The 17,623-nt window shown below is 33.1% G+C and carries 20 protein-coding genes and 2 tRNA genes; 11 read left to right on the forward strand and 11 right to left on the reverse strand.

From position 1 onward, the window contains the following. Positions 1-27: 27 nt before the first annotated feature. Positions 28-405 carry a DUF4131 domain-containing protein gene (locus ABWU52_RS01140; protein ID WP_353277130.1) on the reverse strand — a complete coding sequence of 126 codons (378 nt, stop codon included), beginning with the start codon at positions 403-405 and terminating at the stop codon, positions 28-30. Positions 406-622: 217 nt separating this feature from the next. Here ABWU52_RS01140 and ABWU52_RS01145 point away from each other — a divergent pair. Both ABWU52_RS01145 and ABWU52_RS01150 read left to right on the forward strand, forming a co-directional pair. Next, positions 623-699, forward strand: a tRNA-Met gene (locus ABWU52_RS01145). 364 nt (positions 700-1,063) lie between these two features. Then, the gene (locus tag ABWU52_RS01150; protein WP_353277132.1) at positions 1,064-1,426 is read left to right on the forward strand and encodes a hypothetical protein; all 363 of its coding nucleotides are present in this window, start codon (positions 1,064-1,066) and stop codon (positions 1,424-1,426) included. Between the two features lie 326 nt (positions 1,427-1,752). Here ABWU52_RS01150 and tmk read toward each other — a convergent pair whose 3' ends face one another. Next, the gene (tmk, locus tag ABWU52_RS01155) at positions 1,753-2,346 is read right to left on the reverse strand and encodes a dTMP kinase (RefSeq protein ID WP_010403811.1); all 594 of its coding nucleotides are present in this window, start codon (positions 2,344-2,346) and stop codon (positions 1,753-1,755) included. 102 nt (positions 2,347-2,448) lie between these two features. Here tmk and ABWU52_RS01160 point away from each other — a divergent pair, with 102 nt between their 5' ends. The 3 genes from ABWU52_RS01160 (at position 2,449) to ABWU52_RS01170 (ending at position 5,995) form a co-directional block, all read left to right on the forward strand. Next, positions 2,449-3,021 carry a thioredoxin family protein gene (locus ABWU52_RS01160; RefSeq protein ID WP_139686726.1) on the forward strand — a complete coding sequence of 191 codons (573 nt, stop codon included), beginning with the start codon at positions 2,449-2,451 and terminating at the stop codon, positions 3,019-3,021. Between the two features lie 5 nt (positions 3,022-3,026). After that, positions 3,027-4,745, forward strand: coding sequence for a monovalent cation:proton antiporter-2 (CPA2) family protein (locus tag ABWU52_RS01165; protein WP_064085907.1), 1,719 nt, complete (start codon positions 3,027-3,029; stop codon positions 4,743-4,745). A gap of 89 nt (positions 4,746-4,834) precedes the next feature. Continuing rightward, a complete protein-coding gene (locus ABWU52_RS01170) occupies positions 4,835-5,995 on the forward strand; it encodes an aspartate kinase (protein ID WP_211907664.1) in 1,161 nt (386 codons plus the stop codon). A gap of 15 nt (positions 5,996-6,010) precedes the next feature. Here ABWU52_RS01170 and recF read toward each other — a convergent pair whose 3' ends face one another. After that, positions 6,011-7,090, reverse strand: a complete 1,080-nt coding sequence (gene recF, locus ABWU52_RS01175) for a DNA replication/repair protein RecF (protein ID WP_353277135.1) — start codon at positions 7,088-7,090, stop codon at positions 6,011-6,013. Between the two features lie 8 nt (positions 7,091-7,098). Continuing rightward, positions 7,099-7,566 (reverse strand): thioredoxin-dependent thiol peroxidase, encoded by a 468-nt coding sequence (gene bcp, locus ABWU52_RS01180; RefSeq protein ID WP_353277137.1) that lies wholly within the window; start codon positions 7,564-7,566, stop codon positions 7,099-7,101. A gap of 63 nt (positions 7,567-7,629) precedes the next feature. Here bcp and gshB point away from each other — a divergent pair, with 63 nt between their 5' ends. Next, complete coding sequence (gene gshB / locus ABWU52_RS01185; protein WP_353277139.1) at positions 7,630-8,556, forward strand: glutathione synthase; 927 nt, start codon at positions 7,630-7,632, stop codon at positions 8,554-8,556. Here gshB and ABWU52_RS01190 read toward each other — a convergent pair. Further along, on the reverse strand, positions 8,541-9,563 hold the full coding sequence (locus ABWU52_RS01190; protein WP_353277674.1) for a UDP-N-acetylglucosamine--N-acetylmuramyl-(pentapeptide) pyrophosphoryl-undecaprenol N-acetylglucosamine transferase: 1,023 nt from the start codon (positions 9,561-9,563) through the stop codon (positions 8,541-8,543). The two genes, gshB and ABWU52_RS01190, sit on opposite strands and share 16 nt — an antisense overlap. A 73-nt stretch (positions 9,564-9,636) precedes the next feature. Between ABWU52_RS01190 and ABWU52_RS01195 the strand changes: the two genes are divergently transcribed. Continuing rightward, on the forward strand, positions 9,637-10,002 hold the full coding sequence (locus tag ABWU52_RS01195; protein WP_353277141.1) for a hypothetical protein: 366 nt from the start codon (positions 9,637-9,639) through the stop codon (positions 10,000-10,002). A 1-nt stretch (position 10,003) separates the two neighbouring features. Here the strand turns inward: ABWU52_RS01195 and lpdA are convergent, their stop codons facing one another. Next, positions 10,004-11,389, reverse strand: a complete 1,386-nt coding sequence (lpdA, locus tag ABWU52_RS01200) for a dihydrolipoyl dehydrogenase (RefSeq protein WP_353277143.1) — start codon at positions 11,387-11,389, stop codon at positions 10,004-10,006. Positions 11,390-11,785: 396 nt separating this feature from the next. On the opposite strand from lpdA, the gene ABWU52_RS01205 reads away from it, so the two are divergent. Further along, complete coding sequence (locus tag ABWU52_RS01205; protein ID WP_353276237.1) at positions 11,786-12,823, forward strand: IS5 family transposase; 1,038 nt, start codon at positions 11,786-11,788, stop codon at positions 12,821-12,823. A 150-nt stretch (positions 12,824-12,973) separates the two neighbouring features. On the opposite strand, the gene murJ is transcribed toward ABWU52_RS01205, so the two are convergent. Beyond that, positions 12,974-14,470, reverse strand: a complete 1,497-nt coding sequence (gene murJ / locus ABWU52_RS01210; RefSeq protein ID WP_353277144.1) for a murein biosynthesis integral membrane protein MurJ — start codon at positions 14,468-14,470, stop codon at positions 12,974-12,976. A gap of 131 nt (positions 14,471-14,601) precedes the next feature. On the opposite strand from murJ, the gene ABWU52_RS01215 reads away from it, so the two are divergent. Both ABWU52_RS01215 and ABWU52_RS01220 read left to right on the forward strand, forming a co-directional pair. Next, positions 14,602-14,677: transfer RNA gene (locus ABWU52_RS01215), tRNA-His, on the forward strand. Between the two features lie 147 nt (positions 14,678-14,824). Further along, a complete protein-coding gene (locus ABWU52_RS01220) occupies positions 14,825-15,097 on the forward strand; it encodes a hypothetical protein (protein WP_353277146.1) in 273 nt (90 codons plus the stop codon). A gap of 41 nt (positions 15,098-15,138) precedes the next feature. Here the strand turns inward: ABWU52_RS01220 and ABWU52_RS01225 are convergent, their stop codons facing one another. Further along, entirely contained in the window at positions 15,139-16,017 is an 879-nt protein-coding gene (locus tag ABWU52_RS01225; RefSeq protein ID WP_353277659.1) for an IS3 family transposase, read from the reverse strand. Then, positions 15,993-16,292, reverse strand: coding sequence for a transposase (locus tag ABWU52_RS01230; protein ID WP_064085359.1), 300 nt, complete (start codon positions 16,290-16,292; stop codon positions 15,993-15,995). The genes ABWU52_RS01225 and ABWU52_RS01230 overlap by 25 nt, the downstream gene beginning before the upstream one ends. Positions 16,293-16,406: 114 nt before the next feature. Here ABWU52_RS01230 and ABWU52_RS01235 point away from each other — a divergent pair, with 114 nt between their 5' ends. After that, a complete protein-coding gene (locus ABWU52_RS01235) occupies positions 16,407-16,805 on the forward strand; it encodes a hypothetical protein (protein ID WP_410541981.1) in 399 nt (132 codons plus the stop codon). Between the two features lie 310 nt (positions 16,806-17,115). Here ABWU52_RS01235 and ABWU52_RS01240 read toward each other — a convergent pair whose 3' ends face one another. Then, entirely contained in the window at positions 17,116-17,361 is a 246-nt protein-coding gene (locus ABWU52_RS01240; protein WP_146038228.1) for a hypothetical protein, read from the reverse strand. Between the two features lie 72 nt (positions 17,362-17,433). Then, a complete protein-coding gene (locus tag ABWU52_RS01245) occupies positions 17,434-17,607 on the reverse strand; it encodes a hypothetical protein (protein WP_007549098.1) in 174 nt (57 codons plus the stop codon). Positions 17,608-17,623 lie beyond the last annotated feature (16 nt).

Raw genomic sequence — 17,623 nt, forward strand, 5'->3', positions numbered from 1 at the left:
CTGTTGCACTTATTTTCTGATAATATGCTATTCTTGCAAAATCATATGCATATTCCGAAGGCGCAATTTTGGAGGAAAGAGTTTTGCTGATAATTTTACTTGATCCCCTATTTTAATGCCTTCTTCCGCTTTGGTTCTAACTGATATTCTGATGTTATCCAGCTTGAACTTCGTGTTTTTTATTTCATAAAGCAAAAATTGCTCATACGAGCCCTTGTTATTAATATCCTTCACTGTAGCAACAATATCTTTCACATACCTTTCCTTATCAAGAATGTGAGTATTAACTGAATCTGTTCTGAATTTGCTGGCTGTAAATCCTATGAGCACTGCAATTAAAGAAATGCATAATATTGCGTATTTCCTGTATAATATTGCAATCAGAATTAGTATAGGTGAAAGCACAGCTTGGTTCAAAATTTAATGAGAAATAGGTTAAAATTCCTGCACACTGAAAAACAGGGAACCACAATATCAAGTTATATTTTTCATTGCACAGATTGTTATGTATATAATTTACTATCATGTTAAGAAAGGTTAATAGATATATAAATATATGTAATAGTGTGATTTTATTCTTTTATTTATTATTATTACGCATATAATAATAAATAAGCAACGACGCGGGATGGAGCAGCTCGGTAGCTCGTCAGGCTCATAACCTGAAGGTCGTAGGTTCAAATCCTACTCCCGCAACCATCTTTCAATTGTACAAACATCGCGATTTCTCTTATTATAATAGCAATGGTATTTCTGACCCAAAGCTTGTTTTTGACCTGTAGGCTCAATCGCAACATTCAGTAAAAAACTTAAGGTATTTATTGGTGAATTACATTAAATTATAGTGGCTGCATGTCTTTTTTATTTTTTCTACATTTAGCCAAATCACGCTTGTTAGTACATTATCAATTTAAATTATTAAAACTCGCTATTCGGGACTTCTTTTGCCTTTTTTCTATTTGGTTGGATGATTTTATAAATTAATTAAAATATTCATAGTATTGATTTCTTATCACAACAATGCTATTATTAAGCTAATATTACTTTTAGTGAGGTATGAGCAATGGTTGATGTAGCTTTTATTGGCATAAATACAGTTATTGATAACGGATACAGAAGAAAAATAAAACTCGTTATGTCAGGATTATTTTTAGCTGTGTCAGCAGCAACTGCCGTCTGGTTTATCTTTCCTGAATCACAAAATCTACTTGCTCCATTCTTGCTTCCAGCTATATTCCTTCTCTTGACTCTGTCTATGGGATATTGTACGTTTCTTTTTGGTTGTGAGAAAAAGTCTGTAGAGAAAATGTTCTCGGTATCTGCTGAGTCAGTTAAGAGAGTGCATTGCCAAGACAGAATCGGATTTTTGCTAGCAGAAACAAGAGATATTACAAAAAATAAGTTTTGTAAAGTACTTTTGTTTTGAGGATCGTAGCAAAGCGCACAAACTTGCTTTATATGTAAGAGAAATTGATAGCGTTGCATCCTCGATAAAAGACGAGGATCTGTTAAATCACTTTGATCAATTTTTTACCATAACTGAAGTAAGCAATAAGAATAGTAGAAATGAGCTAATTAATCGCGCAAGAATATATAGAACAATAAGTGAAAAACCTAAAAATGAAATACAAAGTTTTTTAGCTAATCAAAAAGAGAGTCTTTCGTATGAAATAACGTCACCTAAAATTGATAATTTTTTACCACAGGTTAATGCAGTAACTGTTTAGGTTAGCAAAAGTTCAATACGTATAGCTAAGTCTTTGCAATATCAATAATTTCATTGTGTACATGATTATCACTTTTTTTTTCAATTCCAGTAATAACATTACATCTATTAGATTCTTTTATAGCTATTTCTTGAAATCCTTTTCGAATTTTATGATAGAAATCAATGCTCATTTCTTCATACTTATTTTTATCCTTTGCTCTGCTGAGTCCAACTTGAACATCAATATCTAAAATAAATGTGATATCTGGATATTTAATTTCCACTAATTTGTGTAAGTCTCTTATTAGACTCAAGTCAACACCTAGTCCATACCCTTGATACGCAATAGTTGAATCGATAAATCGATCACAAATAACTGTCTTTCCCTCTTTAAGAGCTGGCAATATTAATTTTTTCATATGTTCGTGCCTCATCGAGATAAGCAGCAAGAGTTCAGAAATAGGATCAATATTATCCTTAAGTAGTAATCCTCTTATTTTTTCTGCAAAATCAGTACCACCTGGTTCTCTAGTCAATACGACATTATTTTCACCGTGAATTTGCTTGAAATAATTTGCAAGTAACTCAGACTGTGTTGTTTTACCAGAACCATCTATTCCTTCGAAGGTTATGAACATAAATTTTATAATTACAATGCTAAATGCAAACAGTGTACATAGAAACCATTTGACATTTAAGCAATAAGATCATAAATTATGGTATACAATTCTCTATGAGCTATGGTTACGCTAGACACTCCTAAGATAGATTTAGACTTTACTGCAAAGAATTTCAATCTCCTGGGAGTGGATAACAAATATTATACATTAAGTGACTGCTATGGGGAAAATGGTCTCATTGTAATGTTTATATGCAATCACTGTCCTTACGTTCAATCAATTATTAGCAATCTAGTAAGCGATGTTAATTTGTTGAAAAAAGATTATCAGGTAAACACCGTTGCAATCATGCCAAATGATGTAAATGAGTACCCAGAAGACTCCTTTGAAAACATGATTAATTTTGCCAAGGAAAATAAGTTTACATTTCCATATTTGATTGACAATAACCAAGAAGTAGCTAAAGAGTATGGTGCTGTTTGTACCCCTGATTTTTTTGGCTTTAATTCCAAACTAGCCCTCTGCTATCGAGGGCGTTTTAACAACACAAAAAAAGAGAAAGTTCAAAATTACGAAGTAGGAAGTAGTGATTTATTTCAAGCCATGAAATTTATTGCAGAAACTAGCAATCCTCCAGTTGACCAAAAATCAAGCATTGGTTGTTCAATAAAATGGTCTAATTCTACAGGTTAAATATTATGCACAGCGGCTCTCAGCATTTGTTTGATATTATAATTTTACTCTCTGCTGCTGTGTTTATAGTCATAGCGTTTTGGAAAATGAATATTAGCCCAGTACTTGGTTACTTTGTTGCAGGTGCATTGATTGGTTCTCATGGATTTAATCTGATACATTCAGTTGAAGTAATGGATAACTTTGCAGAGTTTGGCGTAGTTTTCCTATTGTTCATTATAGGTCTTGAATTGACATTTGAACGCCTTATCGCTATGCGTAGGCATGTGTTTGGGTTTGGTTCCCTTCAAGTTATAGTTACCATGATAGCAATATGGTGCATTGCTCTTGCCTTTGGAGTAAATACAAACATGGCAGCAGTTATTGGTGGTGGACTTGCACTATCCTCAACAGCAATAGTGTTGCAGGTTCTGCAAGAAAAGGGTTCTCAAGCAAGCCAAGTTGGTAGATTGTCAATAGCAGTGCTACTAATGCAGGACTTTGCAGTGGTACCTCTAATAGTACTAGTGCCCCTGCTTACTGGCAATTCTGAACACAGCTTAATAAGCTCGTTGGCAGGCTCATTAGTGCAAGCAGCTATTGCATTGGTGTTGATATTTGTAACTGGTAGGTTATTACTGAGGCCATTGTTTTCGGTTATTGCCAAAATGGAGAGTAATGAAATCTTTATATCAACAACACTTCTGATAATATTAGGATCAGCATTTATTACTGAACAATTTCATTTATCAATGGCATTAGGCGCATTTGTTGCTGGGTTACTAGTTGCAGAAACAGAACACAGGAATTCGGTAGAACATGCAGTATTGCCATTTAAAGACTTATTTCTTGGTTTATTCTTTATGACTGTTGGCATGTCTATTGATATTGACCTTTTACTCAATAAGTTACCACTCGTTACTTTATTATCAATTATCCTTATCGTTTTAAAGACGTCCATTATATATACATTGTGTAGATTTTTTGGATTTAGAAGTGCACCTGCAATACAAGCTGGATTACTGCTTGCACAAGGCGGTGAATTTGCATTTATTTTATTCCGTTTAGCAGATGAATTAGATGTACTATCAAGTGAAATCGCTCAAGTGCTTATGATGGTAACTACAGTAACTATGGCTTTTACACCTCTTTTATCGGGAATTGGAGACTGGATAGCAAATTCATTTAGCACTGAAAAAATAATACTAGACGATGAAGCAATCGAAACAGACACACAAGATCTTTATAACCACGTAATAGTTGCTGGGTTTGGTAGAGTGGGATATATGGTAACGAAAATGCTTACTGCGGAGCATTTAAGTTATGTTGTTGTAGATATTCAATCAAAAATAGTGAAAGAAGGAAAAAATGACAGTTTCCCTATATATCTTGGAGATGCTACAAGATATGAAATTTTAAAATCAGTAGGAATAGAAAGAGCTCAAGCTCTTGTGGTTTCAATAAAGAACGAAGTCACTATAAAGAAAATAGTTTCTCTAGTTGCAACAAACTTCCCGCATGTAAATATTATAATACGTTTACCAGATTTGAATAATGTGGAGGTTTATAAAGATCTAGGGGCTAGTAAAGTTATTCCCGAAACGTCTGAAATTGGATTGCAGCTAGGTGGAGCAGCATTAAGTTTAAGTGGTATTAGCGAGAGCGGAGTTACATCTTTAAAAGGTAAATTTAGAAAAGGCAACTACAGTATGTTAAAAGACCTTGGTAGTGATAAAGATGAATAATCCTCTATCACTTTAATTAGTGACCAGAAAAACACATTTAATTAAGCAACTATACTCTCTAGAAAGGTGAAATTGACCTTATTGTAACTATGAACAAAATAATAATAAAAAAATTTGGTGGTACTTCGCTAACTGACTTAAATCGAGTTGCAAATCTAATAAAAAACGATATTGAAAAAGGTTATAATGTAATTGCTGTTGTATCTGCTGCTGCAGGATTCACTGACCAAATGGCTTTTCAAGCCAGGCAAATTTCAAATTTAAATTGTAGACAAGAGTTATCAGAGTATGATGTCCTGCTTTCAGCAGGAGAACAAGTCTCTTGCGGGTTATTAGCTATCACTCTTCTGTCTGTTGGAGTTAATGCTAAATCATGGCTCGCCTGGCAGTTACCAATTCTAACGGATAATTTTTATTCTGAGTCTAAAATAAAAAAGATAAAAATTGACCATGTAAAAAGATCTTTTGCTGAGGGTTATACTGCTGCAATCATTGCTGGTTTTCAGGGTATATACGATGATAGAATCACTACTTTTGGTAGAGGAGGATCTGACATCTCAGCAATTGCCTTTGCTGTAGTCTTTGGTATTAGGACTTGTGAAATTTTTACTGATATTGACGGAATATATACAGCAGACCCAAAAATTGTTCCAAGGGCACGCAAGCTTAAATCTATCTCTTACAATGAAATATTGGAGATGTCGTCATCTGGTGCTAAAATATTGCATAATCGTTCAGTACAACTTGCAATGAAGCATAATATTAAGGTGCAAGTGTTATCCACTTTTGAGGAAGTAGAAGGCACTACAGTACTACACGAAAAAGATGTACTGGAAAGATACTTAATTACTGGAATAACTTATAGCACTCACGAAGCTCTTGTAACTTTTACTAACTTTGCAAATACTCTGGATACTTTAAGAGATATAGCAGGAGCAAACGTTAAAGTTGACATGATACATGGGTCAAGCTTTTTGATTTCTAAATTTGATGTTGATTTAATGACAAAGTTATTGAACAAAAATGAAAATTATGTCGTAAACAATAATATAGCTAAAATTTCAATAATTGGTATTGGTGTTATGTCTAACACTGAAGTGATGTACCGCACACTCAAGGTTTTAAGCGAAAAAAAGATAGAAATACTTGCTGTCACAATGTCCGAAATCAAGATCAGTATAGTTGTTCAAAAAAAACACGCTGAGGCTTTAATTAGAGATTTACATACCGAATATGAGCTTGATGTATGACAGCACGCTTGAAATTTATTTACTTGATAATTCAAAAAACTTGAAAGAGCAAAGATAGTTATTGAAATTATCTTGATTTACATCGGTTATCCAAGTTTGACATTGAATGCTTAACACCTCCTCAATTAACACCTTTCTGTAATCTTTATCCAGATGAGACATTATATCGTCAAGCAGAAGAAGAGGTGTTTTATTGTAATGAATACACCTTGCTTTTACACTAGATAAGATGATAGAAAGCAGTAATAGCTTTTGCTCTCCAGTAGAACAAAGATTTATTGGCATGTCCCCTTTTTGGCAAAAAACCCGAAAATTATCATTATGTACAGAAAAGGTTACTCTACCAGTTAATGAGTCTTTTTCTCTGTTTTCCTTTAGACGATTCTGAAAATATTCTGCAGTATCGTTCAAAGTTAGCTGACTGCTAAATTTCAAACTTGCCTTTGGAAAAAACTCACAAGAATGGTTATCAATTGTGCCCTGTAGTATTTTTAAAACAGACAAACGCATACGTAAAATATCAACTGCATTGGTAGCCATGACATTTTCAAGGCTAGAGAGCCAATTTTCGTCTAAAATATTCTCTCTAAGCAGTTTACTTCGCTCATGTTTAGCTTTCCTGTATTTCATATAGCAATAAGTGTAATTTTCTTCAAACAGTGAGACGATACGGTCTAAAAATTTTAATCTGTCACTCGGAGAATTAAGAAGAATATAGTCCATTTGTGGAATGAGCCATATTACATTGGATATTCTATACAGAGATGAATAACTTGATTGTGTTTTTCCATCAATTTGTATTAGTTTATTATTAAGATTCTTTCCTATACCAATTGAGTTAAAGTATGTTCCATTAAAAAAGTCATAATGCACTGCCCAATCTTCATTACTGAGTCTATTTTGCATCTCACTAATTTTTACTTTTTTCATGCCATTACTTTTAGCAAGCAATGAGATTGCTTCAAGTATATTAGTTTTACCAATACCATTTTGACCAGTTATTACAACCGATCTATCGTCTAAATCCAGTTCGAAATTTGAATGACTACGGAAATTATGTAATTTCAATTTTTTTATATAGCAATGGGTAGCCATTCTTTAATTTATATTCTGCTTACTTCCTCTAAAACCTCATCAATATGTCCACTCACTTTTACATTTTTCCAAATCTTCACTACTTTACCTTTTTTATCTATTAAAAAAGTAGTACGCTCTACTCCCATATACTTTTTGCCAAACATACTTTTCTCTACCCAAACACCATACTTTTCCAACATTTCAGCATTTTCATCAGAAACTAAAGAAAATGGCAGAGAATATTTTGCTTTGAAGTTAGCGTGGCACTTAACGCTATCTTTTGATACACCAATTATCACTGTGTCAAGAGAAGAGAAATTTTCTATATTGTCTCTAAAGCCTTTTGCCTCCATTGTGCAGCCCGGAGTATCGTCTTTAGGATAAAAATAAAGAACTACATTTTTTTTATCAAAAAATTCACTCAGTGATAAAATCTCACCAGAATCTGTTGGCAAGCTAAAATCAGGTGCATTATTTCCTATTGTTAATTCCATACTTTGCTCCATTATTAACACTTTTATGGTACTATATTATATTGTAATAGGAAGGGAGGATAAATGAAAGTAGCTTTTCAGATGGATGAAAGTATAAATTTTGAAGCTGATACTACATTTTCATTAATAAAAGAAGCGCAAAGAAGAAGGTACGAAATTTTTGTTTATGTACCTAATAATTTAGCACTCAAGTTAAATCAGCCAATTGCCCTTGCTCAGAAAGTCAGCGTTGATGATTGTAGCTTCATTTCAAAAGAGGATGTAGTAATCAACCTAAATGAAATGGATATCATATTTATCAGACAGAATCCACCATTTGATATGCGGTACATTACAACAACCTATATCTTAGAAAAGACTACTGCGTTAGTAATAAATAATCCAACAGAAATAAGAAACTGCCCTGAAAAATTAATTACTTCACTATTTCCAGAGCTAATTCTTCCAACTTTGATCACTGAAAATATATCGATGATTAGAAATTTTTGTCACGACTATCAAGATATCATCTTGAAACCACTATATAGCTATGGAGGAAATGACGTAATAAGAATACAAGACCAAAATAGCATTCAAGTGGTAGTCGATCTCATGATTGCAAAATATGAATGTCCTGTAATTGCACAAGCATTTTGTAAAAAGATAAATACAGATAAAAGAATACTGCTACTGGATGGAAAGCCAATAGGAGTAATGAAGCGAGTTCCAAAGTCTAGCGGAGAAATCAGAACAAATTTGAGACTCGGAGCAAGTTTTGAGCCTGCCCAAATGAATGATAGAGACAACGAAATATGTAATAAAATTGGTCCTGAGCTAAAGAAAAGAGGGCTAATATTCGTTGGCATTGATATTATAGATGACTTCCTTCTTGAAATTAACACAACTTCGCCTACGGGAGTAGTTTATATCAATAAGTTGTATAGTAAATCACTAGAAAAAGAACTATGGGATACATTTGAAGAAAAAGCAATTCGTCAACTAAGTTCTTGAGCTATTGCCTTAATAAATTCAGTAACTCCATTCCTTATTCTTGTTTTCTTAGTATTATTAGCCATATCAAGCAATTTTTGACAATTTTGCAATAAATCAACTAGCAACTCTCCTAGATTCTTTTTCGCGTTACTATTTTGCTCAACCATTACAGCTGCTCCCGAATCTTCAATATGTTTTGCATTATAAAATTGATGGTTATCTTTTGAGTGAGGATAAGGAATATATACAGCAGGACGCTCAGCAAGAGTAATCTCTGCTATTGAAGTTGCCCCCGCTCTGCTAATTACCAAATGAGTATTGGCCAGTTTATTTTCCATATCATCGAGAAACTCACTTAACTCACAATCAATTCCTTCACTTTTGTATAGACTCTTGACCTTGTTTATATTTTTCTTCGTACATTGCTGCGTTACTCTAATCCTCTCTTTTACTTCAACAGGTAGATCACAAATTACGCTGCTCACTACATCATCAAAAAAATTTGCACCCTGACTGCCTGCTATTATTAACACGTTTAAAACTGTTTCAGCTCTAGAATAGCCTTGTGCTTCTATATCGACAAAATTTCCTGTAAAAACGCATTTACTACCTTCTGCATACTTAGTCTCTGGAAAGCTAGTTGCAATTAATTTTGCACTCTTGAAAAAGAATCTATTTACTCTCCCTAAAACTATATTTTGTTCATGTAAAATTATAGGTATAGAAAAAATCTTTGCTGCAAAAAGAGTTGGAAAAGAAGCGTAGCTACCAAAACCAATGATTAGCTTTGGTTTTAATTTTCTTGTTTGATACAGTGCTAATACACAACTATACATTAACAAAAAGAGAAACTTCAATTTGTTGCCACTTGGCTTGCACAATGGTAAAATATAACTTTCTATATTGATGGTTTTTTGATCAGTGAATAATATACAATTGTGCCCTTGTACCTTTAGTGCTTTTGCTAAGGTTATAGCTGGAAAAACATGCCCACCTGTACCGCCTGTTGCTAGAATAATATCCATCTGTAAATAGCAATTTGATAATAGATTATTAATCATTTTTTAATAATCTGCATGTAAAATTTTATTAAGCTTTATGATAGTTGAGTTAAAAATGCCTGAAAGCAGCAACAGTAAAAACGTGAAAAACAAGCCTCAAGAGCAAAGAGAAGGCGGAAGCGGAGGTTTTATAGGATTGTTAAAAAGCATAACAAAAGCTCTTTTTAACTCAGTTGTTGATCTACCTCAGCAAGAACAACTCAATAAAAATATTGATAGACAAAAAGGTTTAGACAGTAAAAGAAAAAGCCCAGAGGATCTTAATCAGGAAAAAAAGCTTGAAGTGAAAGAAGCAGCTGAAGGGTTAAAAGAAAAGTTAGAAAAATCTGATATTGGTAATCAATCTATTAGAATTGAATCGCCTAATCAGGATAATTGTAGCTCTAAAACAATGAATCGTTAGCTTAACTATTTAACGATTCATCATCTGCAGCAAGTACTGATTCGTGTATAATTTCCGAAATAGTTGGATGAGGAAAAATCGTAGATTTTATGTCGCAGTCTGTTCCCTCTAGTTGCTTTGTAAGAGCGAAATTGCTAATTAACTCTGTTACTTCCGCTCCTATCATGTGAGCTCCAAGAAGTTCGCCTGTTTTTTTGTCTATAATTGTTTTCACTAAACCTTCAGTTTCACTTAGTGCAATAGATTTACCATTAAAGTTGGAGTGAAATTTTCCTACTTTTATATCGTATCCACTTTTTATTGCCTGTTCCTCAGTAAGGCCAACGCTTGCTACTTGCGGATGAGAGTAAGTGCAATTTGGTATGCACTCTTTTTTTAACTTATGAGCATTTTTACCAGCAATTTTCTCAACACAGATTACAGCTTCATGACTTGCTTTATGCGCTAAACATGGGGGACCAGCTACATCACCTATTGCATACACACTTGATTCACTTGTTTCATACCACTCATTCGTTTCAATGAAACCAGAAGGACTCAACTTAATTTTTGTATTTTCTAAACCTATATTTTCAGTGTTTGCTTGAACGCCAACTGCAACAATTACTCTATCGAATTCTTTATTATCACCACTACTTAGCTGCACTTGAACAGAGTCTTTATTTTTAGTGAAAGTTTTTACACTATTGCTCGTATATATTTTTATTCCTTGTTTTGTAAATATCTCTTGTACTAAATTTGAAATGTCTTTATCTTCCAGCGGCAAAATAATGTCTTTTACTTCTATAATTGTTACATCAACCCCCAAAGTACTATAAAAACTTGCAAATTCTATTCCTATCGCACCAGAACCTATGATTAGTAGCGATTTTGGTAACTTATTTGGAGTCATAGCGTGCTGCGCATTCCATATTAAATCTCCATCCGCCTCTATTCCAGGTAGATTTCGCGCTCTAACACCTGTTGCTAAAATGATATGATTGGAAGAAATTTCCTCCTCCTTTTTGTCATTAAGAATTTTTACAGTACGATTACCTGCAAGTTTACCAAAGCCTTGATGAACTTTGATGTTATTTTTTTTCATCAAATATGCAACACCGCTTGACAATTTATCAACAACGTTTCTTGAGTATTTCACTATTGATTGTATATCAAAACTTGCATCCTTTACTTTTATGCCAAATTCTTCTGATCTTGTTATTAACCTATAAATTTCAGATGCTCTAAGTAGCGATTTTGTTGGTATACACCCCCAATTTAAGCATATACCACCCAAATTTTCTTCCTTTTCAACAATTGCAGTTTTAAATCCGAACTGCGCCGCTCTAATTGCTGCTATATAACCACCAGGACCGCTACCTATAACTGTAATATCATACTCATTCATCAGCTTTCTTCGTATTCAAAAAAATTATATATAACAGATGGAACCCGTATGATCAATGCTCAGGTATATAGAAGCGGCTTGACAAACCTTCCCACTTTTCTTACCATGTCAATAAGAGTATTTATCCTTGTTTTTAATCTCCGCAGATTTAACAACAAAATTCAGTAAAAAAACTCAGATATTTATTGGCAAATTACATAAAAATTATAGCAGCTTTTTAAATTTTTTCTATTCAGCCAAAACACGCTTGAAATAAGCGTTAGCACATTATTACAACGCCAATTTACATTATTAAAACTCGCTATATAGGGATTCTTTTGCCTTTTTTTACTTAGTAAATTTATTAATATTTATAGCTAAAGCTTCAGGCCAGCACTTGATGCTGGAATGGCTTTGTTGCATAGGTCAAATAAAAAGAACTGGCAGTTACTGACAAAATTCACTATAAGACAAGCATTTAACCTACTAAAGAAAAATATGCCACAAAAAATGAGAGTCAGTAACTGCCATGAATATAACAAATTTCTCCAAGAGAGGGGAAATATTTTTTATTACGTCAATGATGCCATAGAAAATTGGTACGAAAAAGGTCCAAAAATGGCTGGTGGCAACTATATTTATAGCGATAAGGTCGTGATTCTGGTTCACATAATAACTTGTTTATTTAGAATAGGTCTGAGACAAACAGCGGGATTTATAGCAGGGTACCTTGAGCAAGTAAGGAAAAACTTGCAAGTTATTAGCTATTCCCAGGCCTCAAGAAGGCTTAAAAAACTTAACATCAAAATTAATGATCGAAGACATGATAAAAATAATACAGAAGATATTGAGATTGCCATAGATAGTACTGGAATAAGCATCTACAATAATATTCCAGGTCATAGCAAGGCAAATGGTACAGATAGAAAGTATCGCCGCTATGAGCAAACAAGAAAACTGCATGTAATGCTAGAGATAGGTAGCAAAAAAGTTATAGCAGCAAAATACAGTGGCGGAGTTTATTCTGACCACTATGGAGCATGTGATCTTATTGCAAGGATTGATGTTAAATATAATATAAGCACACTATATGCAGACAGGGCATATAATCGAAAGAAGTTATACAAACTGTGCGATGAGCTTGACATAAAGACAAGGATTCCTCCGCAAAATAATGCAGTAGAGCATCCAAAGTTGGATTATATGGATGAGAGAAATTCTACAATCAAGCTCATAAAGTCATATGATGAAGATGGTATGAAGAGGTGGAAAAAAGAGATAAATTATGGGAAGAGATCTTATATAGAAAGTTTTTTCTCGCGACTGAAGCAAACATTTGGGTTTAGTTTTAGAAACAAATCTGAGGTTAATCGTGAGAGAGAACTGCTACTCAAGTGTTATTTGCTTAACAAATTTACTGATATAGGCATGGCTAAATTTGAGATAGCTTCATGAATTTATTCCACGTTACCTACTATCCGAAGAGTGATGCAACAAAGCCATCCCAGTGTCAAGCACTGGGATGACAGGAATAGGTGCTGGGATGAAAGGAGTGGATATTGGAATAGTAGCTGAAATGACATATAGCAATACAAAGGGTGTAATTTATACATATTTCAAATTATTCAAATTTCCTCTAAAAATTAGGTAAAGAGTGCTAGAATAAATAATAACACTCAAAGCTATTAAAGTTACTAAATAAACAATACGAGCTAGCCCTCTATCGAAAAACAACCCTGCTGATAAGTAATGAGAGAGATAAAGAACTATTGACATAACCAATGTTGCAGTGAGAATTTTTACAATATTTAGTAATAATGCTTGGCTAATCTTATACATCTTATTTATTGTTAAATAATTAATCAATAAAATAGAATTTATCCAAGTGGAAATGGAAGTAGCAATAGCAATTCCTATATGTTGGTATTTGTTCATTAATAGGAGATTTAGTATTACATTAATTACAAGGCACGTTAATGAGAACATAGTTGGTATTTTTAGCTTTCCCCTAGCAAAGAATGTGGGTAGCAATACTTTATTTATAATAAATGCGGGTAAAGAAAGAGAAAATGCTACTAATGTAGGAACAGTTTGCTGTACTGCATAATAATCAAATCGGCCGTAAGAAAAAAGCGTAAGTAAAATTATGTCAGGAATAATGATAAAAGCAGCAGTTATTGGCATAATTAATATTAACCCTATATTAAGGGCCTTGTTCTGTATTTTGACTATATTCTCAGTATCATTTATTCGTTTTGAAATCAGAGGAAGAAGTACTGTACCAATTGCAGTGCCAATTACTCCTTGCGGTAGTTGATTTAGTCTATCGGCATAATATATATAAGAAACTGCATTTGGTATAAAACTTGCCATGATTGTGTCAATCCATACACTTATTTGTATTACACAATTGTTGATAATTGCAGGTATTACACGCTTGAAAAACAACTTCACTTCGTTACTTAATTCTAAACTAAAAGAAAAGAAAGCCTTTAATTTGTATGCACTAAACAGTATCAGTAATAACTGCAAAACTCCTCCAATTAGGACAGCTATAGAAAGGTTGTGTGCTGGAGTTTCAATGTAAGGTACGAACAAGCTGATGATTAAACAGAGGTTCAAAACGATTGGTGAAATAGCTGTTGAAGCAAAATGCTGTTTTACTTGCAGCATTCCACCAATAAGTGATGCGATTGACACGAAGATTATGTAGGGCATCATAATTTTCGACAAAGTTACAGTAAAGGTAAATTTATTTTGGTCAAATCCAGGAGTGAAGATTTTGATCATGTAAGGGAAGAAGGTTTGTGTGATAAGGCAAAAAATTACTAGAATAATAAACGTAATGGATATTACACTACTTGTGAAATTAAATGCCTTTTTATTATCATATGACTCTGCAGAGTATAATGGTATGAATGAGGTAGTAAATGCCCCCTCTGCAAAAAACGATCGAAATAAATTAGCAAAGCGAAACGAGGAAAAGAATATATCTGCAAGAGAGGTTGCACCAATAACCGTAGCAATCAATACATCTCTTATTAGCCCTGAGATTCTTGAAATAGCTGTAAAAAAACTAAATGTGAAAATACTTTTAAACATATCACGGTGTCAATACGATTGAGTATAATGATAAAAGCATGAATGAAAATATTTAAAACCCTCTGCAAAAGGAGGTAGCTTAAATAATCAATTGACTATTTGTGCTCGTATGTTAAAAATTTTATATCTTGGCGGGCGTAGCTCAGTTGGTAGAGCGTCAGTTTGTGGTACTGAATGTCGCCAGTTCAATCCTGGTCGCTCGCCCCACTCAAAATTTCCACTTTACATAAATATAAACATTAGATATTTTTGCACGGCCGTTAGCATTCCTTGTTGCTCTAGTATTTAGATGGCGGAGGGAAAGTTTGCAATTTAGAGTAAAAATGATGCCTATTAATTAGTGAGAGGGATTGTATGTATATTTGTTTGTTAGCTTATAGTATAGTGTCAGCACTAGGAGTATTAGCTTGGTGGTTGAGTTTTGACACTTCATCACCTTTAGCCATAGGTGCAATTGCTGGTTGTATAGCTCCAGCATTGATTGCGGTTTTGCACGTAGGATGTTTGCTATATAAGTTTTGCAAAAGAGATCCTATTGAGGAAGATCATGGAAAAATAGCAATTTTTTTGGGTATGGCTATACCTATAAGTACTATGATTGGGGCAGTGATTAATTCAAGTGTGTGACCTTACCCAGAAAAAGTAGACAGAAAGTTAAGACGTTTTTGCTATGAGAATGATGAATCAAAAAGCTCAGGAATGCAATAGTTAATAGTAGAATGTCTACGCTGTTTATTATAAAAAATTTCTATATATTCAAATATTGCGGTTTTAGCTTGTTGTGCAGAGTGTTGTGAAGTATCAATGAGTAACTCTCTCTTAAGTGAACTAAAAAAGCTCTCTGAAACAGCATTATCATAACAACAACCTTTGTGACTCATACTAGAAGTAATATTTTTTGTACTTAGTAAAAATTGATAATTTTTAGAGGTGTATTGCGATCCTTGATCGCTATGAAATAGTAGATTTTTAGCAGATTTGCGCCTACCAATAGCCATGAATAACGCATCTATAACTAATTGCCTATTTACTGCATTACTCATTGACCAGCCAATCACCATGCGTGAATATAAATCTATTATTGCTGCCAAATATAACCATCCTTCATTAGTTTTTATGTACGTAATATCAGTTACCCATATCTTGTTAGGTTGATCAGCGATGAAATTCTGATTTAATATGTTAGGAGTTATAACTCTATTGTCTATTTGTGGTTTTTTACTTTTAAACTTTCGTCTAAGCTTAGCTTGAATGCCATTTTTCTGCATAACATTTTGCACTGTTTTGATGTTATAATTTTTACCTAAAGCCTTTAATTCAGCGTGAATTTTAGGAGCTCCGTATCTGCATTGTGATGCTCGATATACCTTCTGAATATCTTGTATGAGCTCTTCTCTTATTGATTTTTTGTTGTTTTTTTCCTTAGTAATCCATTTATAATAACCACAAGCAGATACGTTCAAAAATCTGCATGATTCCCGTATTTTATAGCATTTTTTATGTTCTTTTATAAAAGAATATTTTACTCTTTTTGGTTTGCAAAATATCCCAGGGCTTTTTTTAAAATGTCTCTTTCCCTCGTTACTCTTGCCAGCTCTTTCTTTAAATCAAACTTTTCTTTGTCACAATGAGCTACTTTCCCTTTTCCTGGAAACGCATCTACTCCAGACATTCTATCATTGTATGTTTTTACCCATCTGCTTAATGAATCACCGCTAATACCCAAATCTCTTGCTATTTTTGCTGATGATTGACCTGTTTCTTTTACTAGTCTTATAGCTTCAATTTTGAATTCTGCTGTATATTCTTTTCTTTTTGTCATACCACACCTCTTTGAAAAAACGTTTTATTTTACTTCAAAAACGTCTTAACTTTCTGTCTACTTTTTCTGGGTAAGGTCAATGGATTAAAAGGTGAATATAGCAAGAATAAAACAATGTGTATTGATTGTGCTGATCCAATCAGTACAAAAGTAAAATCTGATATGTTAGTGTTCGTAACGAAGTTTGATAACCCAGGAGAAAAAATATGCGATCTATCGACTTCACTTGAATTTGTACTTGAGTCTCAAGATGGTAAAGATGGTGTAACCTATAAAGATGGCAAATTATTACTTACTATCCCTAAGGAACTAAAAAATTATAAAGGGGAAAGTAGAAACTTGTTTGATGTTATTAAAGAATATTTTCAAAAATTCTGCGAAAAATTAGGATTTAAATTCGAGATAAAAACACAAAAAATAGAGCATGATTTGGACGATTCGCTGAAAGTAAATAGTCATCTTGAAAGCCTAAGACCACCTATTTGTAGTAATAATTATGCTCTTGGTCATTAAGTACTTTAAACCATAAGCTCAAGTTAGAGAGAATGGCACAAATGTTATTAAACAATAAAAGTTATAGTTGTATCTGGTTACTTAAGTTAGCTATAGAATGCCTTCTGTGTATATTAAAAGGGTATTTATTTTGTTATTTAAGTTTCCTCTTTTGGAACATAGAAACATCCTAGGAATAATCCTACTGAATTCTATGATATTATTTTTTGTAACATTGTTATATACTTCATAAGAAAGCTTATATCTCTCACCGCCATCTTTAAAGAAGACATCATTATCTTTAATTGTTTCAACCAAAATTTCCTTTCCTTTATTTTTTTTGCACTTTCAACTTTTTTACTGCATCTTGTGTTCTGCTTTGATCTAGATCAAAATCAATGTTGGTACAAATAACAAAATCTTTCAGTTCACCATTGATAAAGTCTTGATTGTATTTAATCTTTAAGTAGGAAATGAAATACTTTGCCAAATTAAATTCACCATCTTTATTTTTTGTGAGTAAATCGCTTATTCCAATTTTATTATCCTCCTTATTTTGCTTGTGTTTTGCTTGCAAAAAACGATATATTTTTTTTGATTTTGAATTATTACATATAAAAACCAAATCATCAAATTTTTCAGCATTATTCTACTCTGTAGCCAAACGAAAAGAGTAGCTTTTATCTAGTCCACGCTTTAAAAATAACATTAACAATTTTAGCTGGTAAATGTTGCCATGAAGAGTATTATTTAATCCAGAAGCAAGGTATGTTCTTGATTCATCCTCTTCGATTTTTGTTCCTTCAGGCTCTTCTTTTTTCATGAAGGAAATTCGTAAC

The organism is Wolbachia endosymbiont (group B) of Villa cingulata (assembly GCF_964028285.1).
Taxonomy (GTDB): Bacteria; Pseudomonadota; Alphaproteobacteria; order Rickettsiales; family Anaplasmataceae; genus Wolbachia.